At 46.9% G+C, this 18,842-nt stretch carries 21 protein-coding genes and 1 other RNA gene; 16 read left to right on the top strand and 6 right to left on the bottom strand.

Annotated elements, in window-relative coordinates; all coding sequences use genetic code 11:
• Positions 1–26: 26 nt before the first annotated feature.
• Positions 27–632, bottom strand: a complete 606-nt coding sequence (locus LEUMU_RS0112860) for a DUF938 domain-containing protein (protein ID WP_022952697.1) — start codon at positions 630–632, stop codon at positions 27–29.
• Entirely contained in the window at positions 632–1,834 is a 1,203-nt protein-coding gene (locus LEUMU_RS0112855) for a GNAT family N-acetyltransferase (RefSeq protein ID WP_022952696.1), read from the bottom strand. Before LEUMU_RS0112855 ends, LEUMU_RS0112860 begins: the two co-directional genes overlap by 1 nt.
• Before the next feature lie 9 nt (positions 1,835–1,843).
• On the opposite strand from LEUMU_RS0112855, the gene mtgA reads away from it, so the two are divergent.
• A complete protein-coding gene (gene mtgA, locus LEUMU_RS0112850; protein WP_022952695.1) occupies positions 1,844–2,557 on the top strand; it encodes a monofunctional biosynthetic peptidoglycan transglycosylase in 714 nt (237 codons plus the stop codon).
• 54 nt (positions 2,558–2,611) lie between these two features.
• Here mtgA and LEUMU_RS0112845 read toward each other — a convergent pair whose 3' ends face one another.
• Positions 2,612–3,283: an HAD-IA family hydrolase gene (locus tag LEUMU_RS0112845; RefSeq protein WP_022952694.1), complete on the bottom strand. Its 672-nt coding sequence runs from the start codon at positions 3,281–3,283 to the stop codon at positions 2,612–2,614.
• Between the two features lie 214 nt (positions 3,284–3,497).
• Here LEUMU_RS0112845 and LEUMU_RS0112840 point away from each other — a divergent pair, with 214 nt between their 5' ends.
• Together LEUMU_RS0112840 and LEUMU_RS0112835 are read left to right on the top strand one after the other, a co-directional pair.
• Positions 3,498–3,986, top strand: coding sequence for a PAS domain-containing protein (locus LEUMU_RS0112840; RefSeq protein ID WP_022952693.1), 489 nt, complete (start codon positions 3,498–3,500; stop codon positions 3,984–3,986).
• Entirely contained in the window at positions 3,983–4,729 is a 747-nt protein-coding gene (locus LEUMU_RS0112835; RefSeq protein ID WP_022952692.1) for a phosphate/phosphite/phosphonate ABC transporter substrate-binding protein, read from the top strand. The genes LEUMU_RS0112840 and LEUMU_RS0112835 overlap by 4 nt, the downstream gene beginning before the upstream one ends.
• Positions 4,730–4,783: 54 nt before the next feature.
• Here the strand turns inward: LEUMU_RS0112835 and LEUMU_RS0112830 are convergent, their stop codons facing one another.
• Positions 4,784–5,269 (bottom strand): TlpA family protein disulfide reductase, encoded by a 486-nt coding sequence (locus tag LEUMU_RS0112830; RefSeq protein WP_022952691.1) that lies wholly within the window; start codon positions 5,267–5,269, stop codon positions 4,784–4,786.
• 64 nt (positions 5,270–5,333) lie between these two features.
• On the opposite strand from LEUMU_RS0112830, the gene LEUMU_RS0112825 reads away from it, so the two are divergent.
• From LEUMU_RS0112825 to cmoB, 5 genes are read left to right on the top strand one after another with little or no spacing between them, the layout of a single operon-like run.
• Entirely contained in the window at positions 5,334–6,038 is a 705-nt protein-coding gene (locus LEUMU_RS0112825; protein ID WP_022952690.1) for an HAD-IA family hydrolase, read from the top strand.
• A gap of 13 nt (positions 6,039–6,051) precedes the next feature.
• Positions 6,052–7,056, top strand: a complete 1,005-nt coding sequence (locus LEUMU_RS25950; RefSeq protein ID WP_022952689.1) for a MotA/TolQ/ExbB proton channel family protein — start codon at positions 6,052–6,054, stop codon at positions 7,054–7,056.
• Positions 7,053–8,504, top strand: a complete 1,452-nt coding sequence (locus LEUMU_RS0112815; protein ID WP_022952688.1) for a coiled-coil domain-containing protein — start codon at positions 7,053–7,055, stop codon at positions 8,502–8,504. Before LEUMU_RS25950 ends, LEUMU_RS0112815 begins: the two co-directional genes overlap by 4 nt.
• 17 nt (positions 8,505–8,521) lie before the next feature.
• A complete protein-coding gene (locus LEUMU_RS0112810) occupies positions 8,522–9,316 on the top strand; it encodes an SDR family NAD(P)-dependent oxidoreductase (protein WP_022952687.1) in 795 nt (264 codons plus the stop codon).
• Positions 9,317–9,332: 16 nt separating this feature from the next.
• Positions 9,333–10,325 carry a tRNA 5-methoxyuridine(34)/uridine 5-oxyacetic acid(34) synthase CmoB gene (cmoB, locus tag LEUMU_RS0112805; protein ID WP_022952686.1) on the top strand — a complete coding sequence of 331 codons (993 nt, stop codon included), beginning with the start codon at positions 9,333–9,335 and terminating at the stop codon, positions 10,323–10,325.
• Positions 10,326–10,386: 61 nt separating this feature from the next.
• On the opposite strand, the gene LEUMU_RS0112800 is transcribed toward cmoB, so the two are convergent.
• On the bottom strand, positions 10,387–12,234 hold the full coding sequence (locus LEUMU_RS0112800; protein ID WP_022952685.1) for a DEAD/DEAH box helicase: 1,848 nt from the start codon (positions 12,232–12,234) through the stop codon (positions 10,387–10,389).
• Between the two features lie 574 nt (positions 12,235–12,808).
• Between LEUMU_RS0112800 and LEUMU_RS0112795 the strand changes: the two genes are divergently transcribed.
• The 7 genes from LEUMU_RS0112795 to LEUMU_RS0112770 all read left to right on the top strand — a co-directional run bounded on the left by LEUMU_RS0112795 (position 12,809) and on the right by LEUMU_RS0112770 (position 18,054).
• Positions 12,809–13,768, top strand: a complete 960-nt coding sequence (locus LEUMU_RS0112795; RefSeq protein WP_022952684.1) for a helix-turn-helix domain-containing protein — start codon at positions 12,809–12,811, stop codon at positions 13,766–13,768.
• Between the two features lie 83 nt (positions 13,769–13,851).
• Positions 13,852–14,206: a transfer-messenger RNA gene (gene ssrA, locus LEUMU_RS28570) on the top strand.
• Positions 14,207–14,369: 163 nt separating this feature from the next.
• Positions 14,370–15,608 (top strand): tyrosine-type recombinase/integrase, encoded by a 1,239-nt coding sequence (locus LEUMU_RS0112790; protein ID WP_022952683.1) that lies wholly within the window; start codon positions 14,370–14,372, stop codon positions 15,606–15,608.
• Positions 15,609–15,717: 109 nt separating this feature from the next.
• Entirely contained in the window at positions 15,718–16,320 is a 603-nt protein-coding gene (locus tag LEUMU_RS0112785) for a hypothetical protein (protein ID WP_157474337.1), read from the top strand.
• 84 nt (positions 16,321–16,404) lie between these two features.
• Positions 16,405–16,629, top strand: coding sequence for a helix-turn-helix transcriptional regulator (locus LEUMU_RS0112780; protein ID WP_022952681.1), 225 nt, complete (start codon positions 16,405–16,407; stop codon positions 16,627–16,629).
• Position 16,630: 1 nt separating this feature from the next.
• Positions 16,631–17,401, top strand: a complete 771-nt coding sequence (locus LEUMU_RS28070) for a phage antirepressor KilAC domain-containing protein (protein ID WP_022952680.1) — start codon at positions 16,631–16,633, stop codon at positions 17,399–17,401.
• A 137-nt stretch (positions 17,402–17,538) separates the two neighbouring features.
• Entirely contained in the window at positions 17,539–18,054 is a 516-nt protein-coding gene (locus LEUMU_RS0112770; RefSeq protein ID WP_022952679.1) for a terminase small subunit, read from the top strand.
• A 46-nt stretch (positions 18,055–18,100) separates the two neighbouring features.
• On the opposite strand, the gene LEUMU_RS0112765 is transcribed toward LEUMU_RS0112770, so the two are convergent.
• Entirely contained in the window at positions 18,101–18,313 is a 213-nt protein-coding gene (locus LEUMU_RS0112765; RefSeq protein WP_022952678.1) for an Arc family DNA-binding protein, read from the bottom strand.
• Between the two features lie 95 nt (positions 18,314–18,408).
• Between LEUMU_RS0112765 and LEUMU_RS28565 the strand changes: the two genes are divergently transcribed.
• Positions 18,409–18,570, top strand: a complete 162-nt coding sequence (locus LEUMU_RS28565) for an Arc family DNA-binding protein (RefSeq protein WP_022952677.1) — start codon at positions 18,409–18,411, stop codon at positions 18,568–18,570.
• The last annotated feature ends 272 nt before the right edge of the window (positions 18,571–18,842 follow it).

The raw sequence follows: 18,842 nt of genomic DNA, 5'->3' as shown, positions 1-18,842 counted from the left end.
AGCCGTAGCCGATTACACAGTGCTCACTATTTGGTGGGCACTGTGCGTTTTTGCCAAAGCAAAATTCGATTATTCGCGGGCATTTCAATATCGCTGACAAAACTCAGGCCATTTTCTTCAGCCAACACTTGTAGTTCTTCAAAGTGACGAATCCCGCTTAATGGGTCGCGCATTCGCAGGCTTTGATCAAATTGAGCATTGCTGGCACTGGTATACTGGCCGTTGAAATTAAATGGGCCGTAGCAAATCATTAAGCCATTGTCGTTAAGGCAGGCAGCGGTGTGTCGGAACAAATCCTCGACATTCTTCCAGCTCATAATGTGCATCACATTGGCGCAGTATAGGGCGTCGTATTGCGTTGTCGGCCAATTATCTTCGCTGACATTGAGGGCCAGTGGTGGCAGCAAGTTAGGCAGCTTTGCCTCATCCAGCCATAGCTGAATGCCTTGGTGGTACTGGGCTTGGTCGCTACATTGCCACGTTAGGTGTGGCAGCTTTTCTGCAAAATACACCGCATGTTGGCCTGTACCGGTACCGACTTCTAGAACAGTTTTGCGATCGCTTAATAACTCACGCAGCACGCTGAGTATTGGGTCGCGGTTTTGATCGCAGGCAGTGGAATAGGGTTTCATTAGTCGTTTTCCTGATACGGTGAGCCGAGTTGCTTGCGGTAGTCATTAATGGCTTTGCGCTCATGATCGACATATTGCGCAATGGCCTCTTGATAGGGTGAATTATTTAGCCAGTGAGCAGAGCGTGTTTCAGTCGGAATAAAACCACGGGCAATTTTGTGCTCACCCTGAGCGCCGGGTTCAAATACCTGCAAGCCATGGCGAATGCAATACTCAATCCCTTGGTAATAACAAGCTTCGAAATGCAGCTTATCTACTTGCATGGTGCAGCCCCAATGGCGGCCATAGAGGCGCGTATCGCTTCGAAACATAAGTGAGCCGGCAATGCATTCACCGGTGCTTTCGTCATCTTCAGCGGGGAGGTCGGCTAGGACTAAAAATACCTGATCGGGGAGTTTTGCGGCGACTTCTTTAAAGAAAGCGGCATTTAGCGTGGGCGTGCTCCACTTCTCTTCAAAGGTAGTTTTATAAAAGTGCGCGAAATCATCCCAATCTTTATCAGTGGCAGTATGGCCATCCAGTAAGCGCAGTTGCACGCCGGATTGCTGCATGCGGCGGCGCTCTTGCCTGACATTTTTGCGCTTTTTAGCGGTTAACTTATCAAGGAAGTCTTCAAAGTCGTTATAGCCCTGATTGTGCCAGTGAAACTGCACATCGTGGCGCAGCAGCACATTGGCATCATTGAGGTTAAGCGTGGCTAGCCAGTCCAGTTGATCAGCGCGTGGAAACAGGCAATGAAAACTACTGAAATTATTGGCAACGGCAAACTGCGCGATCGTTTGCATGATCAGCTCATAATGCTCTTCTGGTGAGTCCGCATTACTTAGAAATCGTTGGCCGGTCGCGGGGGTGTAAGGCGTTGCAGAGACCAATTTTGGGAAATAGGTGAGGCCACTTTGCTTATAAGCATCCGCCCAAGCGTGATCAAATACGAATTCACCATAAGAATTATACTTTTCGTACAGCGGCAAAGCAGCGCATAGTTTATCAGACTCATAGACGCCAATATGGCGAGGAATCCAACCGTACTCAGGTCCGACACAGCCATGATTTTCAAGGGCTGCCAAAAACTCATGGCGCATAAATGGATTATTACCCTCAACCAAATCATTCCACTCGGTGGCGGAAATCTGATTGATATTGCTGTGAATTTTAATCTGCATGGTTAAAAAGTATTGCTCGAATAGGCGGGATTCCTGCATTATAGGCACATGAAGCCAATAACAAAAAGAATGATGCGAGGGCTTAGGGTTTTACTCTGGGTAATGCTGGGCATTGTTCTGCTCTTTCTATCGGTACTGCTGGTATTTCGATGGGTTCCTGTTCCGACTTCCGCTTTTATTTATCATCAAAACGCGCTGCATGCAGCTGAGCCCGCTATTTATAAAGCGGCTAACTTTGAGTGGACGGATTGGGACAATATCCCGCCTGAATTGGCGTTGGCTGTGCTGACGGCCGAGGACCAGCGCTTCCCCACACATTGGGGAATCGATACCATTGAGTTACGCAATGTCTATGACGATTGGCGTGCAGGCAAGGCAGTGCGCGGCGCAAGTACCATTACCCAACAGTTGGCAAAGAACTTATTCCTGTGGAATGGCCGCAGCTATGTCCGCAAAATGGTCGAAATTGTGCTGAGTGTGTCGATGGAGTTGGTGTGGTCTAAGCAGCGGATTCTTGAAGTGTATTTGAATGTGGCGCAGTTTGCGGATGTGACGTTTGGGGTGAAAGCTTCGAGTAAGTTGCTGTTTGATAAAGAACCGATGGAGCTGACACGTGAGGAATGCGCGATGTTAGCGGCCGTATTGCCAACACCCGCTAAATCGAATGCCAATGAGCCAAGCGAAACGTTGCAAAAGCGTCACGCTTGGATCTTGAAGCATATGGATAAGTTGGGTGGCGTGGATTATTTGAAGAAGCTGTAATACCTTCAAATAAAAGCGCTGACGGTTGTTTATCGCCAGCACTTAAATAGTTGTTTATTGAGCGTTCAAACCCCATTTTTCCAGATCAAATAATTCTAACGAATCAATAATCTCATTCGCATCTGCAAACGCATCATGGCTCATATTTGGGTCAGGTACCGCAATCACGCTCATGCCCGCTGCCTTAGCCGCTGCCACACCCGACGGCGCATCTTCAAATACCAAGCAATTTTCAGGCGCTACGCCTAGCTGAGCTGCTGCCGTCAGGAAAATATCTGGCGCAGGTTTCGCGCGTTTCACATTCTCATGATCGCTAGTGACTACCGTATCAAACAGCGTAAACCAATCCTGATGCTGGCTAGTCTTGATATTAAAGTGATGCTCTTTAGAGCTGGTTGCCACCGCAATTGGGAAATTCATATCAGCGAGCTTTTCAATCAACTCGCGTGCACCAGGCTTGGCTTTAGCAAAGGCAAATCGCTCATCTAGCAGATCATTACGCTCTTCCAAGTAATATTCAGGCGTGAAGGGCAGGTCTAAGGCTTTCACTAAATACGTTGCCGCATCGTGCGAATCGCGGCCAATCATGTGGGACTTCACCGACCAGTCAAACACCTTGCCATAGCGCCCGACAATCATCTGCGTGACTTCCGTGTAAATGCTCTCGGTTTCCAGCAGAAGTCCGTCCATATCAAATAGGACTGCTTTAATAACAGTTTGGCTCATGGGGTGTGATGTCCTTGTGATTAAATTTTAGATCGATGTCAAGCTTGCAAACATATCACAGGCGCTGTGTCAGAGGCCATCCTGTAACAATCTTCACACGGGAATGCGGGTTAACTTAAATCCATGTTGTGCAAATTATCAACGAAATCAAGTGGCCCTCTGGCGCTATAATTAGGCCACCAAGTGAATGGATTCAATACAACCGAGGTGAGCTATGCAGGATATGCATCTGGATGATGTGGTTCCTGGCTGCGTGTCGCAGACCCTGACTTATTATGATGGGACTGAGCGGCAAGTGCTGGTGAGTGATCGTGAAGTGCCTTTCCCCGAAGGCAAATTAATTGTTTCAAGAACGGACCCCCAAGGAATTTTGACGCATGGCAATCAGTCATTTGTCGAGATGTCAGGTTTTAGCGAGGCCGAACTGATTGGCAAACCCCATCAAATCCTTCGGCATCCGGATATGCCAAAAGCCGCCTTTAAGGATTTGTGGGATACGCTGGCGCGCGGTGAAAAGTGGACGGGCTACGTAAAAAACCTACGTAAAGATGGCGCGTATTATTGGGTGCTGGCAACGGTTGTAGCTAATGTGCGAGATGGCGAAGTGGTGGGGTATACCTCAGTACGCCGTAAACCCTCCCGCCAACGCATTGGCGAGTGCATCGAGCAATACCGCCAAATGATTGCGCAGGAGTCCGCATGAAACCTTATACCTTAACGGTTAGCCCTGACTTTATGCCGGATTACATTGCCGGTTGGTACATCTTTAATACCTGGCTGCAAAAGCAATTGGGCGAGGCCATTCATGTCGAGCTGTATAATGACTTTGCCAGCCAGCGTGAGGCCATTTTGCGCGATGAGATTGACCTGATTTATGCCAATCCTTTTGATGCGGCTATGCTGGTGCGTGAGAAAGGCTTTACAGCAATTGCCGCGCCACTCAATAAACCAGATGAAGTCGTGTTGGCAGTGCCTAAGCAATCAGCCGTTCAATCCATTGATGAGTTGGCAGCGGGTTTACGCATTGCACGGACGGATGATCCGGATGTTAATTTAATTGGCATGATGATGATCGAATCAGCGAATTTAACCAGCAGCAATACTGACGTACAGCTGGTGGATAATTATGTGTTGGTTGCCAAAGCGCTATTTCAGGAGAAAGCCGATGTAGGGTTCTTCTTAAAAGAGGCGTATCACAATTTATCTGACTTTGTGAAAGGGCAGCTGCGAGTATTGCTAACCAGTGAAATCCATGTGGTCACGCATGTACTATTGGCTGGCCCGCGATTCAAAGATCATCACGATCACCTACAAGACTTGTTGGTTACGATGACAGAGTTGGAAAAAGGGGCAGGTGTGCTGCAAAGCATGGGATTGGATGGTTGGAAAAAACAAACTCAGGAAGATACCGAGTTTATGATCGATCTGATGGATACCTTGCAGTAATTCAGGCTAACACTCCCCGCATGTCGAGATGCAGGGAGTGAGTCAGTCTAGTAATTAGCTTTTCGACTTAATGAATTTTTCAACGGACGCCACTGGAATAATGCCAGGCTGGGCTGCGACTAACTCACCTTTAGGGTTAAAAATCAGGAACGTTGGTGTTCCGATTAATGACTCTTCTGCATTCAATTCCATCCAAGCATTAAACTCGATTGGATTGCTGATGATATTTTTGAAGCCCATTTTGTATTCATCAATCATCGACTTTGCATTTTTCTTGCCCGGTTGGCCGTCTAGTGCAATACCGACGATCTCAAGATTTTCCATCTTGCCATCAAACTCGACCATTTCTGGCATGTGCATGCGGCAAGCGTGACAATCGGAGGCCCAAACCTCAATGAGTGTCCATTTTCCCTTTCCGACTTGTTTTTCGATGGTGGTTTGAGTACCGTCAAACTCCGTAAAGGCGGATGCCGTACCGGTCAGCATAAAGCTGACAAGCATTGTTAAGAATAGTGTTTTTGCCAAAAAAAACAGTTTCACGAGATAGTTCCTCATTTATGATGCGGTAGAAGTTTTGTTTTCAACCACTTAAAAGATATAAAAAATGCCAACAAGTTCCTTATACTCAACCCGTGCTGTACTGTTTGACCTTGATGGCACATTATTGGATACCGCACCGGATATGGTAGGTGCCCTAGACTTGCTGATGCAAGAAGAAGGCTTACCAGCGGTCGATCACGAAATGGCGCGTCGGCAGGTCTCACACGGCAGTGGCGCGTTGGTGACGTTGGGCTTTGGCGCTGATCAGTCTGCAGCAGATTTTAAGCGTAGGCAGCAACGTTACTTAGATCTATACGAGCAAAACCTGTGTGTGGATACACGATTATTTCAGGGAATGGAAGAAACGCTGGCATTTCTTGAGGCGCAAGGGATTGCCTGGGGCATCGTGACCAATAAGCCCGCCTTTTTGACGGTTCCATTATTAAAACTGCTCAACTTGCATGATCGCAGTAAGACGATTGTCAGCGGCGACTCATTACCAAATCGTAAACCTCACCCCGAACCCTTATTTTATGCCGCCAGTGCCTGTAATGTATTGGCGACTGAGTGCATTTATGTGGGTGATGCTGAGCGTGATATTGAGGCCGGTAATCGGGCCGGTATGACAACTTTGTTGGCCAGTTATGGTTATATTGACGAAGAAGAGCGCCCTGAATTGTGGGGAGCCAATGGTGTGATCGAAGAGGCTCAGGAAATTCTCGATTGGCTGATTGAAGCCAACGAGTCAGACAGCCACCGCGCCAATTAACGGAGAGTAATACGTGAATATTAGTACCAACACCGCTCGGTCGACCTTATTTCAAGTGGCATTACTGATGCTACTACTCGCGGCGGCCTTGTTCTGGCAAAAAGATAATATTGCCAATTTATACCTATCCGGAGAAATTAATCCGGTCGGCTGGATGCTCAATGGCGTGATTATCGTCTTATTCCTGCTGGGCATGTTTCGGATGATCTCTTTATTGCTGTCTTACAGCCGTGAGCACAATGTGCTGGAGCGCTTGGTAGATGGCATTACTGACGGTGTCACTGATCCAACCGGACGCTTGCCGGATGATGCCTTGGCGGTCACTCGCTACCATTATGTGATGAATATGGGGCGACGTAATGCGCCGGTTAATCATGGTGCATTGGCTTCTAGCCTGAGTACTTCGGAGCAAAGCCGGTTTACCTTGGTGCGCTTTATTAATAGCATCCTGATCTTGCTTGGGGTGTTTGGTACGGTGGTATCCCTGTCGATCGCACTGATTGGAGCCTCTAGCTTGCTTGATTCGCCAGAAGGTGCCAGCAAAATGGGCATGATTATTGGTGGTATGTCATCGGCACTGAGTACCACCATGACGGCGATTGTTTGCTTCGTGCTATATGCTTATTTTTATCTGCGATTAAATAATGCGCGCGCTCAGTTGTTAAATGGCATTGAGACCATGACCTCAACGTATCTGATGCCGTCGATTACTCACAGTGAAGAGTCGCTAATTCGTCAGGTTGCTGAATTGACCATGACTTTGAATAAGTCAGCTGAACGCTTGCAGGAAGCGCAGCAAAGTTTTACTGCAGTTGCGGATCAGTTAAGCGCCACCGTGCAGCGCCAAACTAAAGGTGATGGGATTAGCGAAGCCAGCTTACAAGAGCTTAAGGATTTGCTGCGTGAAGGCTTCCGCTTACCGAAGAGTGCATCCTCGCCACCCACAGCTAGTGGCGGTATTACTACCTCCGAAAGTGACCGCATTGCTGTTCCAGGCCAAACGGACACTAAGCGATGAGTGGCGGCTTTCCCGATTATCATAGCTTCCCCGAGCGCGATCATGGGGATGACAGTTTTTGGCCATCATTTACTGACATTATGATGGTCATCACCATGGTGTTTTTGTTGGTGACAGTAATGGCGATTACCAATAACTGGAAGCTGGTAACCGACCTTAAGAACAGTATGAATGCGCAACGTCTGGCGGCTGAAACAGCGCTGGATAAAGAAGCTAAAAATCACACGCTGGAAGATCAATTATTACTGCTCGAACAACGCTTGGCTGAGTCGAATAAGATTGCCAGCGAGAAGCAGGCAATCAATCAGGATTTGCAGTTAGAACTGGCGCGTATTCAGGCGAAGATTAAAGAAATTGAAGCAGCTTTAGCGACAAGTTTGGCAGCTACTGAGCAGCGTGAGACCCTACTGGAGCAACGCGAACAGCAAGTGACTACCTTGCAAGCTAGCACCGAGCAGCAGGAAGCAGCACTCAAGCAGAGCACACAGGCGCTATCTGCCTTGCAAATCACTCAAGATGCTTCAGAGAAGCGCATTGCACTATTGCAGCAGCAGTTAAGTGATTTAGCGGCTGATCGTGATAAGCAACTCGCAACTGCAGGAATGCGGGCGGAAGCTTTGAGCGCATTGCAAAATATTCAAGAAACCAGTCAGTCACAAGTGGTTCGCTTGCAGGAAGAGCTAAAGCGCGTGCAGGGCGAGTTGGCTGAAGTAAATCAGGCGGATAAAAGTAGTGCGGTGACTATCGCAGAATTACGCCGCCGTCTTGAAGTGTCCGAAGCGGCATTGCTAGCGAGCAAGCAGGATAAAGAAACCTCGCTGGCAGAGTTGGAGCTACAGCTTAAAGCCTTGCAAACTAATTTAGCAGAAAGCCAGCAGTCGAAAGAGACTTCGGTGACTGAACTAGAGCGTCGTTTACAAAGTCTGCAAGCCAGTCTGGATGCGATGGAGCTAGAGAAAACCACAGCGGTTTCTGCGCTGGAAGCTCAACTTCAAAGTTCTCAAGACTCTCTGGATGAAAGCAAGGCCTTAAGCGAATCCCAAATTAGCGAGCTAAAAACTGAAATTGAGCGCTTAACGGCATTGAGCAGTTCAGAAGATGAACGCGTGCAAAGCCTGAAAGACGAGTACGATGAGCTGGATGCTAAATACAAGAAACTACTGCGTCCTGCACGCTCTAGTGTTGGCAAGCAAGTGGTGTCGGTTTGGTTTAGTAAATCGGGTGGCAGAGATGTATACCGGATTCGCGAAACTGAGAATGGTGAATTTAAGGTCACCACACGCGCGCAAATGTCTGAGCAATTAGCTAGACTAAAGGATGAATACGGTAAATCCCTGTACGTTAAGGTGATTATCCCTGAAAATAGCGGCCTTTCGTACTCCGATGCATGGCGTTTCACCACAGAAATGCAACGCGCGTACGACTATTATTATCAAGATGACGAATAAACGAAACAGGACCCATCATGGCTGAAGCACTTTTAAACTTTATTCCACCTGCCGGCGCGTTAGACGGGCGGGTGATTCTGGTGACTGGCGCGGCGGATGGCTTAGGTAAAGTCATTGCCAAAGCCTATGCGCAGTTTGGTGCGACCGTGGTGCTATTGGATAAAACCATCGAGGCGCTGGAGTTGGTTTACGACGAAATCGTGGCGGCGGGTAATCCTGAGCCAGCGATTTATCCGCTGGATATGGCCGGAGCTACGGTGCATGACTATCTGGAAATGTCGCGTATCCTTGAAGAGCAGTTAGGTGGTTTGGATGGCTTGGTGCTCAATGCGGCGTGGCTGCCGGGTTTTGTGCCATTTGAGCAGGTGGAGCTTGAAATGTGGCAGAAGGTCATGACGGTTGATTTGAATGCGAACTACCTGATTATTCAAGCCTGTATGCCCATGCTACGAGCTAAGGGTCATGGCTCGATTATTCACTCTGCCCATCAGGCGAATAAGGCTTATGCGGGTGCCTTTGGTATTGCCAAAGCGGGTATGGCTGCGATGATGTCGATCGTAGCGGATGAGTATGAGAATGATGACCGCTTTGTGCGCGTTAATACCATCGATACTGGCCCATTACGCACCCAAATGCGCAAAATGAATTTTCCTGGTGAAGCGACTGATAGTACGGCATTACCAGCTGCGGCGATTGGCCCTTATCTCTACTTTATGTGTGATGAGGCTGGTAAGCGCACTGGGGAAGCGATTCAATATGAACGCATTCCAGCAGACTTTGTATGGCCCGGTTTAACAACTGACCAAAGCTGAGTCAGATATTACTATTATGTTTAATTTTGACACGCTTTATCGCGACCTGACCGATACGCGCTTTGAACCTTGGCTGGAGCGTTTACCGACTCAGCTAGAGGCCGTTTTTCAGGAAAAAACACATGGTTTTCTGGAGGAGTGGATTCGTTTGCTGGATGCCATGCCTAAAGTGGTTCCCACAGATAACGACCTGAATGCTGATCGTGTTCGAATTGGTCGCCCTGAAGATCTGGATGATGAGTCTCGGGATTTATTAGAGCAACAGCTGCGTACCATTATCCCTTGGCGCAAAGGGCCGTATGAGATATTTGGTATTCATGTAAATACCGAATGGCGTTCTGATTATAAATGGCAGCGAATTCGCTCTCACATTGCGCCACTAGCGGGCCGTAGTGTGCTGGATGTGGGCTGTGGTAACGGCTATCACATGTGGCGGATGTTAGGAGAGGGGGCAGAGCTTGTTCTCGGCGCTGACCCAAGCCAGTTCTTTGTCGCGCAATTTCGAGCCATCAAGCAATATGCGGGTGAAGGCTTGCCCGTGCATTTACTGCCGATGAAGTGTGAGCAGCTACCCGCATTCACCCGTGAGTATCGTGGTATTGGTTTTGATACGGTATTTTCGATGGGGGTTTTATATCACCGTGCTTCACCGGTTACCCATTTGCAGGAGCTACGTAGTTTCTTACGTCCGGGTGGTGAACTGATTCTGGAAACCTTGGTGATTGAAGGCGATGAGCAGAGTGTGCTGGTGCCAGAAGATCGCTATGCAAAAATGCGCAATGTCTGGTTTATTAGTTCGACTGGGTTTCTGATTCGATTGCTGGAGCGGGTTGGTTTTATCAACTGCAGAGTGGTTGATGAGTGTGTCACGTCATTAGATGAACAGCGGGCGACGGACTGGATGACGTTTGAGTCGTTGGAAAGCTTTCTGGATCAGGACGATCACAGCAAAACGATTGAGGGTTATCCTGCTCCACGTCGGGCGACGTTGATTTGTCAGGCACCTTAAACTGATTGAATGCCGTATTTTAAGTCCGGCAACGATTCGCTGCCGGACTTAAAGGTGTTACTTACTTCTTCTTAACTTTGCGACGAGGCTTATCGTCACCGCCTAGTTTTGCTTCATCACGTGGCTTGCGAGGTGCTGCTGGAGCGCTCTTGCTTTCACCACCTGTTGAGCCATCCTGGCGCAAATTGATCTGATGACCTTGAATCCAAACCTTATATAGATGCTTCTGAATAGGCTTTGGCATGCCATCTGGCAATTCAACCGTACTGTGATCGCCTTCAATGCGCAGATTGCGGATAAAAGCACTGTCTACACCGGCTTCGTTAGCGATTGCGCCAACGATATGCTTGGCTTCAACACCGTGATCACGGCCAACATCTAAACGATAAGTCACCATATCTGGCAACTCTTCGCTGCTGACAGGCTCACGACGTGGAGTACGTGGCTTACGTTCAGCATCATCACGCGCTGGGCGTTCTCGGCGAGCAGGGCGCTCCTGATCATTACCACGACGGTTGTCACGGCTATCGCGACCTCTGTCTTTATCGCGGCCTGTTTCACGTTCACGACGGTTGTCGCTATGCGTTGGAATATCAAACAGATCTGCAGATAGTGGACGATCTTTCTGTGCTAACCATGCCAAGCTCGCAGCAATTTGCTCAAGGCTCAGATCGCCTTCATTAGCAAAGTCTGTAACCACTTTTTCCATAAAGTCCAAATCTTGTTGCAGAGCAATAGATTGGATTTCTTGCTTAAAGCGGCTGATGCGGCTTTGACTGATTGACTCAGCAGATGGCAATTCAAACGGCGTAATTTTCTGTCCGGTCGCGCGCTCAATGCTTTCCAACATGCGCTGGCCACGAGGCGGAATGAACAGAATCGCAGTACCTTCACGTCCGGCACGGCCTGTACGGCCAATACGGTGAACGTAAGACTCTGTATCATGTGGCATGTCGTAGTTGATAACGTGACTAATACGCTCAACGTCCAAACCACGCGCTACAACGTCGGTTGCAATCATGATGTCGATTTTACCGCGACGGAATTGCTCAACGGTCTTCTCACGCATTTCCTGCTTAATGTCGCCATTAAGTGCAGTCGTTGCATAACCACGGGCTTCCAGTTTCTCTGAAAGCTCATGAGTCATCGACTTAGTACGTACGAAGATGATGATGCCGTCAAATGGCTCCGCTTCAAAAATACGGGTCAACGCATCCAGCTTGTGAATGGTTTTACCCTGCCAGTAGCGTTGACGAATCTTTGCTACAGTGGCGGTTGTATTCTTGATGCGAATATCGACTGGGTTTTTCAGGTAGCGCTGCGTCAGCTTTTTAATGGCTGGCGGCATAGTGGCTGAGAACAGTACCACTTGCTTTTGCTCAGGCGTTTCCTGAAGAATCGTCTCAACGTCGTCTACAAAGCCCATGCGAAGCATTTCGTCAGCTTCGTCCATAACAACGGTTTGTAGCTCGTCCAATTTTAGAGTGCCGCGTTTGATATGATCAATCACGCGGCCTGGTGTTCCAACAACAACGTGCACATTGCGCTTCAGTTGTTTTAATTGGATACCGATGCTTTGGCCACCATATATAGGTAATACATGGAAACCAGGTAATTTTTTGGCGTATGACTGCATTGCTTCAGCGACTTGAATCGCAAGCTCACGCGTCGGAGTAAGCACTAAAACCTGTGGTTTGTTCTTGCTTAAGTCGATACGAGATAGCAGTGGTAATGAGAAAGCGGCAGTTTTTCCGGTACCGGTCTGTGCCTGACCTAGCAGGTCACGACCTTCCAGTAATGGAGGAATACTTTGTGCTTGGATTGGTGAAGGATATTCGTAATCAATCGCTTCGAGAACGGCGTCTGAGAGGCCAAGTTCTGAAAAAGGGGCTGTGTTTTGCTCTGACATTCGGGTTTCGCTGATATGTTAAGGCGATAATTGTACGCTATTTGCAAGAAGAATGTTGAGTTTATTTAAAAGTTATGCAGTGTCTGAGGAGTGATTTGACTAGATAAGGATAATAATTAACCACTAGCGTTTAAGTGTACGTATAGTAATTAAATTTGTCTGGTAATACTGTTACAAAACAGTATTATGCGAGCCTTTATGATTATGTCGATGCTTACTTATAAAGCAGTGAGGGTTTGATATTCACAGGCATTTAAAGCTATCCTGACTTAATCACAGACGAAGGTCGCTTATAGTTAATGTTTTCAATCTCGTTTTTTATGTTATATTAAATCGTGTACTTGAAAATAAGACTGATACACAATAGGCGAAAGGGCACAATGAAGGTTACAATTTCGTTAGCTAGCGGTTAATAAGCCAGAATCCTGATTTATTAAGTTCGCGTTCAGTCAGGCTATTGTAACTTCAGCAAAAAAACATTAACAATCTGCCATAGCAGATTGCAAGACACACAGCTCGTACCGTATCTGCTTCATCGATAGGGGTCCGATCATACTGAAGAAGAAATACACTTATGAATAAATTTACATCATCGCCCAAAGTGGCAATTTTAGCGTACGAAAATTTGGATGCATTTGAGTTTGGTTGTGCAGTGGAGTTGTTCGTAACGCCTCGCCCTGAACTGGAAGCATGGTATCAAGCCGATATCTTAAGCGTTCAAGAAGGACCTATAAAAGCAGCTTGTGGCATCACCGTTCAGGTTGATGGCAAGGTTGATGATTTGACTGGCTATGACATGTTAGTTATTCCGGGCTGGAGTGGCACAGATGTTAAGCCACCTGAGCACGTGATTGATGCGATCCTTGAGATGCATCAGCGCGGTGGCCGAATCGTAGCACTAGGTCTGGGAGCGTTTGCTCTGGCATCAACTGGTTTGCTGGATGGTAAGCGTGCAACGACTCATTGGGCACATGCTAAGTCATTTACTGATATGTTCCCTAAAGTTAACTTTATCGATAACGTGCTGTATACCGGTGAAGACCGCATGCACACCTCTTCAGGTCACTCTGGAGCAATTGATTTAGGTTTGCACATGATCAGACAAGACTACGGTGCTCACCGCACTAATGTGGTTGCTAAAGATTTGGTTGTTTCTTCACATCGTGACGGAACACAGTCTCAGTTTGTTGAGCGTACATTGCGCCAGCAGCACGGTCGTCTGCACGAGACTATTAACTGGGTACTTGAGAATCTGGACAAGCCATTGAATGTTACTGAAATGGCAGAGCAGGCTTGCTTGTCACGTCGTAGCTTTGACCGTCAGTTCCGTTCTACCGTCGGTAAGAGCCCTAAAGAGTGGCTGATCCATCAACGTATTAACTTGGCTCAAGACTTCCTTGAGACAACTAACTACAGCGTAGAAGAGATTGCGTCTTCAACTGGTTTCCAAACTGGTATGAACTTGCGTCATCACTTCACTCGTTTGTTAGGTCTTTCACCAACTCGCTACCGTGCTAAGTTTTCTCAGCCATAAAGAGAGTTGGTAATAGATGTACGCAGTGCTATACAGCTCCTTCGGGATGAAGTACACTGCGTCATTCACCAGCGTGTAATCTTGGGGACGACCTGGCTTCGACGTGGATTACAAAACCTGGGGAGCATGCAGTGGATGCAGTGACCACTTAAATCCCAGCTGTAAACTATTAGTTGCTAACGATAACAACTACGCTTTAGCGGCTTAACAGCCTGCTAAATTCCCGCCAGTGTTCGCCCGCAGGTGCTGAACGGGAATCATTTATGCGGTATCGCGTGGCGGACTGTTCAGGGCCAAAGCGTTAAAACCTAACTGAAATCGCGGATTCTTTCTCTGCCCGTCGAGACTGAGTTTGCTAAATTAATGACGGATCTAAGCATGTAGCGCCTTCAGGCAGCGGATTTGCGGACGCGGGTTCGATTCCCGCCGTCTCCACCAATACACTGTCCAAACTGGTACAAGAAAGTCTAAAAACCCTTACAGCATAACGCTCTGAGGGTTTTTTTTCGTCTATAGTAATCTAAGTTGGTTCATTGAAAGCTACCCCCAATGGGGGTATAAATTGGGGGCATTGAATCTTTCAGAGTGGAGATACCCCCAAATGAAGCGAAACCTTACAGATAAAGCGATTCAGGCAGCAAAGCCGCAACCAGACGGTAAACCAAAAAAGTATGGTGATGGTGGCGGCCTGTATCTACTGGTGAGGGAGTCCAGCGGTAGTGTGTCGAAGCTATGGCGCTATAAATACCGGGTACTGGGAAAAGAAAAAACGCTTTCTATTGGCGCTTATCCTGAGATGAGCCTGAAACATGCCCGGACTATTCACGACGAAGCACGGGAGCAGCTTACCAAAGGCGTAGACCCTTCAGCCCATAAGCAGCACCTAAAAGCAGTGAAGCAACAATTAGCACAAGACAGCTTTGAATCTGTAGCGCGTGAATGGTTTGTTAGCTATTCTGCGAACTGGAGCGACAGCCACAAAACCCGCGTATTAGCCAGATTAGAAAATGATGTATTCCCGTGGCTTGGATCGGTGCCAATATCCCAAATTGAACCGCCGGACATATTGCAATGCTTAAAGCGTGTTGAAAGTAGGGGAGTCGTTGAGACGGCCCACAGAGTAAAGCAGGTAATAGGGCAGGCGTTTAGATTTGCGGTTGCTACTGGTAGGGCCAAACGAGATCAGACCGCAGACTTAAAGGGGGCATTGCCACCTGTAAAGCAAAAGCACTTTGCAGCGATTACAGAGCCGCAACAAGTCGCTGCTTTCTTGCGTGGTTGTTGGGCGTATAAGGGTGATTACACCGTACAAGCGGCATTAAAACTATCAGCCTATACATTCACCAGACCCGGCGAACTTCGACGCATGGAGTGGGGCGAAATTGACTTTCAGGAATCACGCTGGCTAATACCGCCTGAGAAAGTTAAAACACGCTCTGCCCATGTGGTGCCACTATCACGGCAAGCCGTAGAGTTATTGCATGACCTTCAGCCGCTTACAGGTCAATACGGTTTTGTGTTTCCGGGTGTGCGTTCAAAAAGCCGACCAATGAGTGACAACACGGTAAGGCAGGCAATCAGGCGGCTAGGCTATGACAACACCCAAATGACCGCACACGGCTTTCGGGCGATGGCATCAACAATGCTTTATGAGCTTGGTTATTCTTCAGACTTAATAGAAAGGCAGCTTGCCCATGTAGTCGGCAATGATGTCAGGCGCGCTTATGATCGGAGTGAGAATCTCCCAGAGCGCCGGGCCATGATGCAGTATTACGCGGATTATCTTGACGGTTTGCGAACGGGTGCCGATGTAATACCCATAAAGCGCAATCAGGCATAATAGAGTTCACCGCGCCTTACCCGACGGGGGACAAGCTGGACACCTTACCAAGTGGCGCGGCTTTTACTTAAGGTTGTTGTGAAGGTGCAATATGGAATACCTATACCACATGAAAGATTTGAGAGTATTTCTTCAAAATAGGGTTCAGTCCACAGATAGTCTATGGCAGCTTGATTTAATTTGGGATCTCGATCAAATAGTGCTTGAAGCTACCGATAAGTTTTCAGAAAAAAAATCAAACCATGAATTAGTTAAGCATATTGGTAATGAGATTGCGAATCTCATTACTAAAGAAAACACCGAAATAGATGACTTACTTCCAATTTTACGTACGCTGATTTCTCAGCATTGTAGATTAATTAATCAACAATCACTGAGTAGAAAACTGAATCATTTGAATAGTGAAATCTCAGTTGTAGATAAGGAAATTCTCTCCATAAAAAAGGTAAATCACTCTAGTAAAACCAGGGAAGCAATGAAGAAGCATCACAGAAAAACAAATAAAAACAAAGATATAGATGAAGTGAAAGAAATGTGGTTTGAATGGAAGTTAGTTCCTAACTCGGGACTTGACTACAAAAACAATGAAGACTTTGCTAACAAGGTCTGCTTAATTTTTCCGAGCGTTAAAAGCAGTACAATTCTGAAAAAGTGCACTTTATGGGCTAAAGAGTTCAAGATCGCCACCAAGAAAGGCAGGCCAAAAAAATAATCCGACTTTAGTCCCCCTAGATGGTTATTTAAATCATAAAATTTACTATCTAATAGATTCATCTAAACAAGGCAGATGGTGTCAATGATGAACACAACAGTGCAAGTAAAGCCTTTTGCGGCTGAGGGGAAGGTAAGGGTAAAGGAAGCTGCGCCATTTCTAGGTATTGCAGTTTCTACATTTTGGTTGTATGTCAAGCAAGGACGCATTCAGGAGCCTATGCGTTATGGTGCGCGAGTGTCAGTATGGGACGCTGAGTATATTCGTGAGCTTGCGAATAACGGCATACCTGCTGTAGAGGAGGTCTAAGATGAATCCAAAGCAAGCCCTTGGCGCAGGAGCAGTTCTAACCACTTCTGGATCTGGTGTTACAACAACGACAAACTTTATGTCATCAAGGGATATCCTAGAGCTGTTAAATGCTAATCGAACCAAGCCGATGTTGCTAGGTGACCTTCACCGCGACATCAAGGTGATATTTAGGTCTGAAATAGAGGATGGGAAAATCCCATCCACTCTAAGGCCTAATGGACAAGTAGTCTTATACGACCTGCCGGAAGTAGAAAGTAAAATGCTGGTTGCTACTAAGGACGTGAATTACCTCAGACAGATCACAGAGTATTGGATAAACAGATCAAAGCCTAAGGCCCCTCAATTGCCACAAACCTTTGCTGAGGCATTACGTATAGCTGCGGATATAGCAGAACAGAATCAAATACTATTACCCAAAGCCAATGCACTGGATCGTCTATCGAATGCCAATGGCTCACACTCTATCCGTGATGCAGCCAAACAGTTAAAGCTCAGCCCTAAGGCTCTATGCGCTTGGGTAGATAATAATAAATGGTGTTACAAGAACGGTAAAAATGAACGTGTCGCCTTTGAGCATCGTATCACTTCTGGCCTAATGAATACGCGCTCAGGAGTATCCAAGAATGGGCATTCATATAGTCAGCCTATGATCACTGCAAAAGGACTGGCAAAGCTTGCCATCATTTTCAAAGGCACCACACCAGGTAGCCGCAAAGCGGATACGGATGACACGCCCCTGCGCGGCTTCAATGTCTGGCAGGGTAAATAAAATAAATCTTGCTGAGTATCGATACAGAGGATTACTTCTCTTCCTGATAACCAGCTTTAGATTTGCCCAAACAACCACACCACAGTAATAAATCGTGAGTAGCTCAATTAACGATAATTGAGATTTGAAGGTGATATATGCAACCTAAAAAGAATGGTCGCCCAACTAAGTACAAACCTGAGTATGCACAGAGAATGGAGGAGTTCTTTTCGATTGATGAGCCCTCTTATCGTGAGAGTGTTAACAAGCAGGGAACAATACAAATGGTAGCCCGTAGAATGCCAACGATGGAGCGCTTTGCACTGGGGATCGGCGTTACCGTGGGAACACTTTGGAACTGGGCAAACAAGACAAAAAAAGACAGCGAGGAACCAGTTCACCCGGAGTTTTTAGAAGCCTATACGCGTGCGCGCGATTGCCAAATGGTTTACATCCTTGAAGCCGGAGTAGTTGGGGCACTGAACTCACCATTTTTAAATTTGTTCATGAAGAATGCACATGGATGGCAAGATAAAATCGAGCAGGAAGTTACGCATGCCGTTTCTATCGATCTGGATGAGGTAAATCGTGAATTGGACAGAGCAGCCGAAAAAAACAAACTTATGATTGCAGAACTTGAAGCCAAGGGTGAAATCGGCAAGTTTACGACCTAGAAACCAGAGCCGCACCTATTGTGAAGCACGCCAGACTAGTGTTTGGTCACTTGCTTATTTTTTGGAGCTCTTCTCGTATGATTTTCCGGATCATTACACTGTTTATGGGTGGTTCCTTTTCACCTAGGCCAATTAAAAACAGCTCTATTATCTCGGCATTGATGCTACGTCCACTTTCTTCGGCGGCATCTTTTATCGCGCCATAAATATCTGACGGTATACGAATTTGTGTTTTAAAGAAGTCTTGTTGTTTGGCCATGTGCTGAATATTACACCTAAAATAGGTGTATTAAATTTATGCCACTGCTATAGTGGCACCGATACCACTACGGTAGTGGCACATTAAGGAGACACATGAAAACAGCTAAAACACAAGTTAGATTACCCGCAGCAACACATCAATGGATTGTTAAGGCTGCCAGTGAAAACAATCGATCAATGAATGGTGAGATTGTCCGGATGCTAAATGAAGTAATTGAACGAGAGAAGGAGAAGCCTAAACCAGAAGCAGCATAAGCAAATAGTAAAAAAGCCCCACCAGCGTCAACTGGTAAGGCTTCTGGCTAAGACGCGTCAACGTCAAAGCCTAACGCTAAATACATACATAAACGCGAATTTATAGGAGTTTTCAGCATGGTTGATTCTATCATACCTCGTTGCATACGCACGTCCCTAGTTACTACACCTTTGACCTCATCACAGTACTTCCTCAGCCTGTCTCTTAACGGGGGGTTATTGTCATGAGCACTTCAATTAGGCAGTTCAAAATATACTACCCACTGCATGAA

Source organism: Leucothrix mucor DSM 2157, assembly GCF_000419525.1.
Taxonomy (GTDB): Bacteria; Pseudomonadota; Gammaproteobacteria; order Thiotrichales; family Thiotrichaceae; genus Leucothrix; species Leucothrix mucor.
This window is presented reverse-complemented; position numbering and strand designations above follow the sequence as displayed.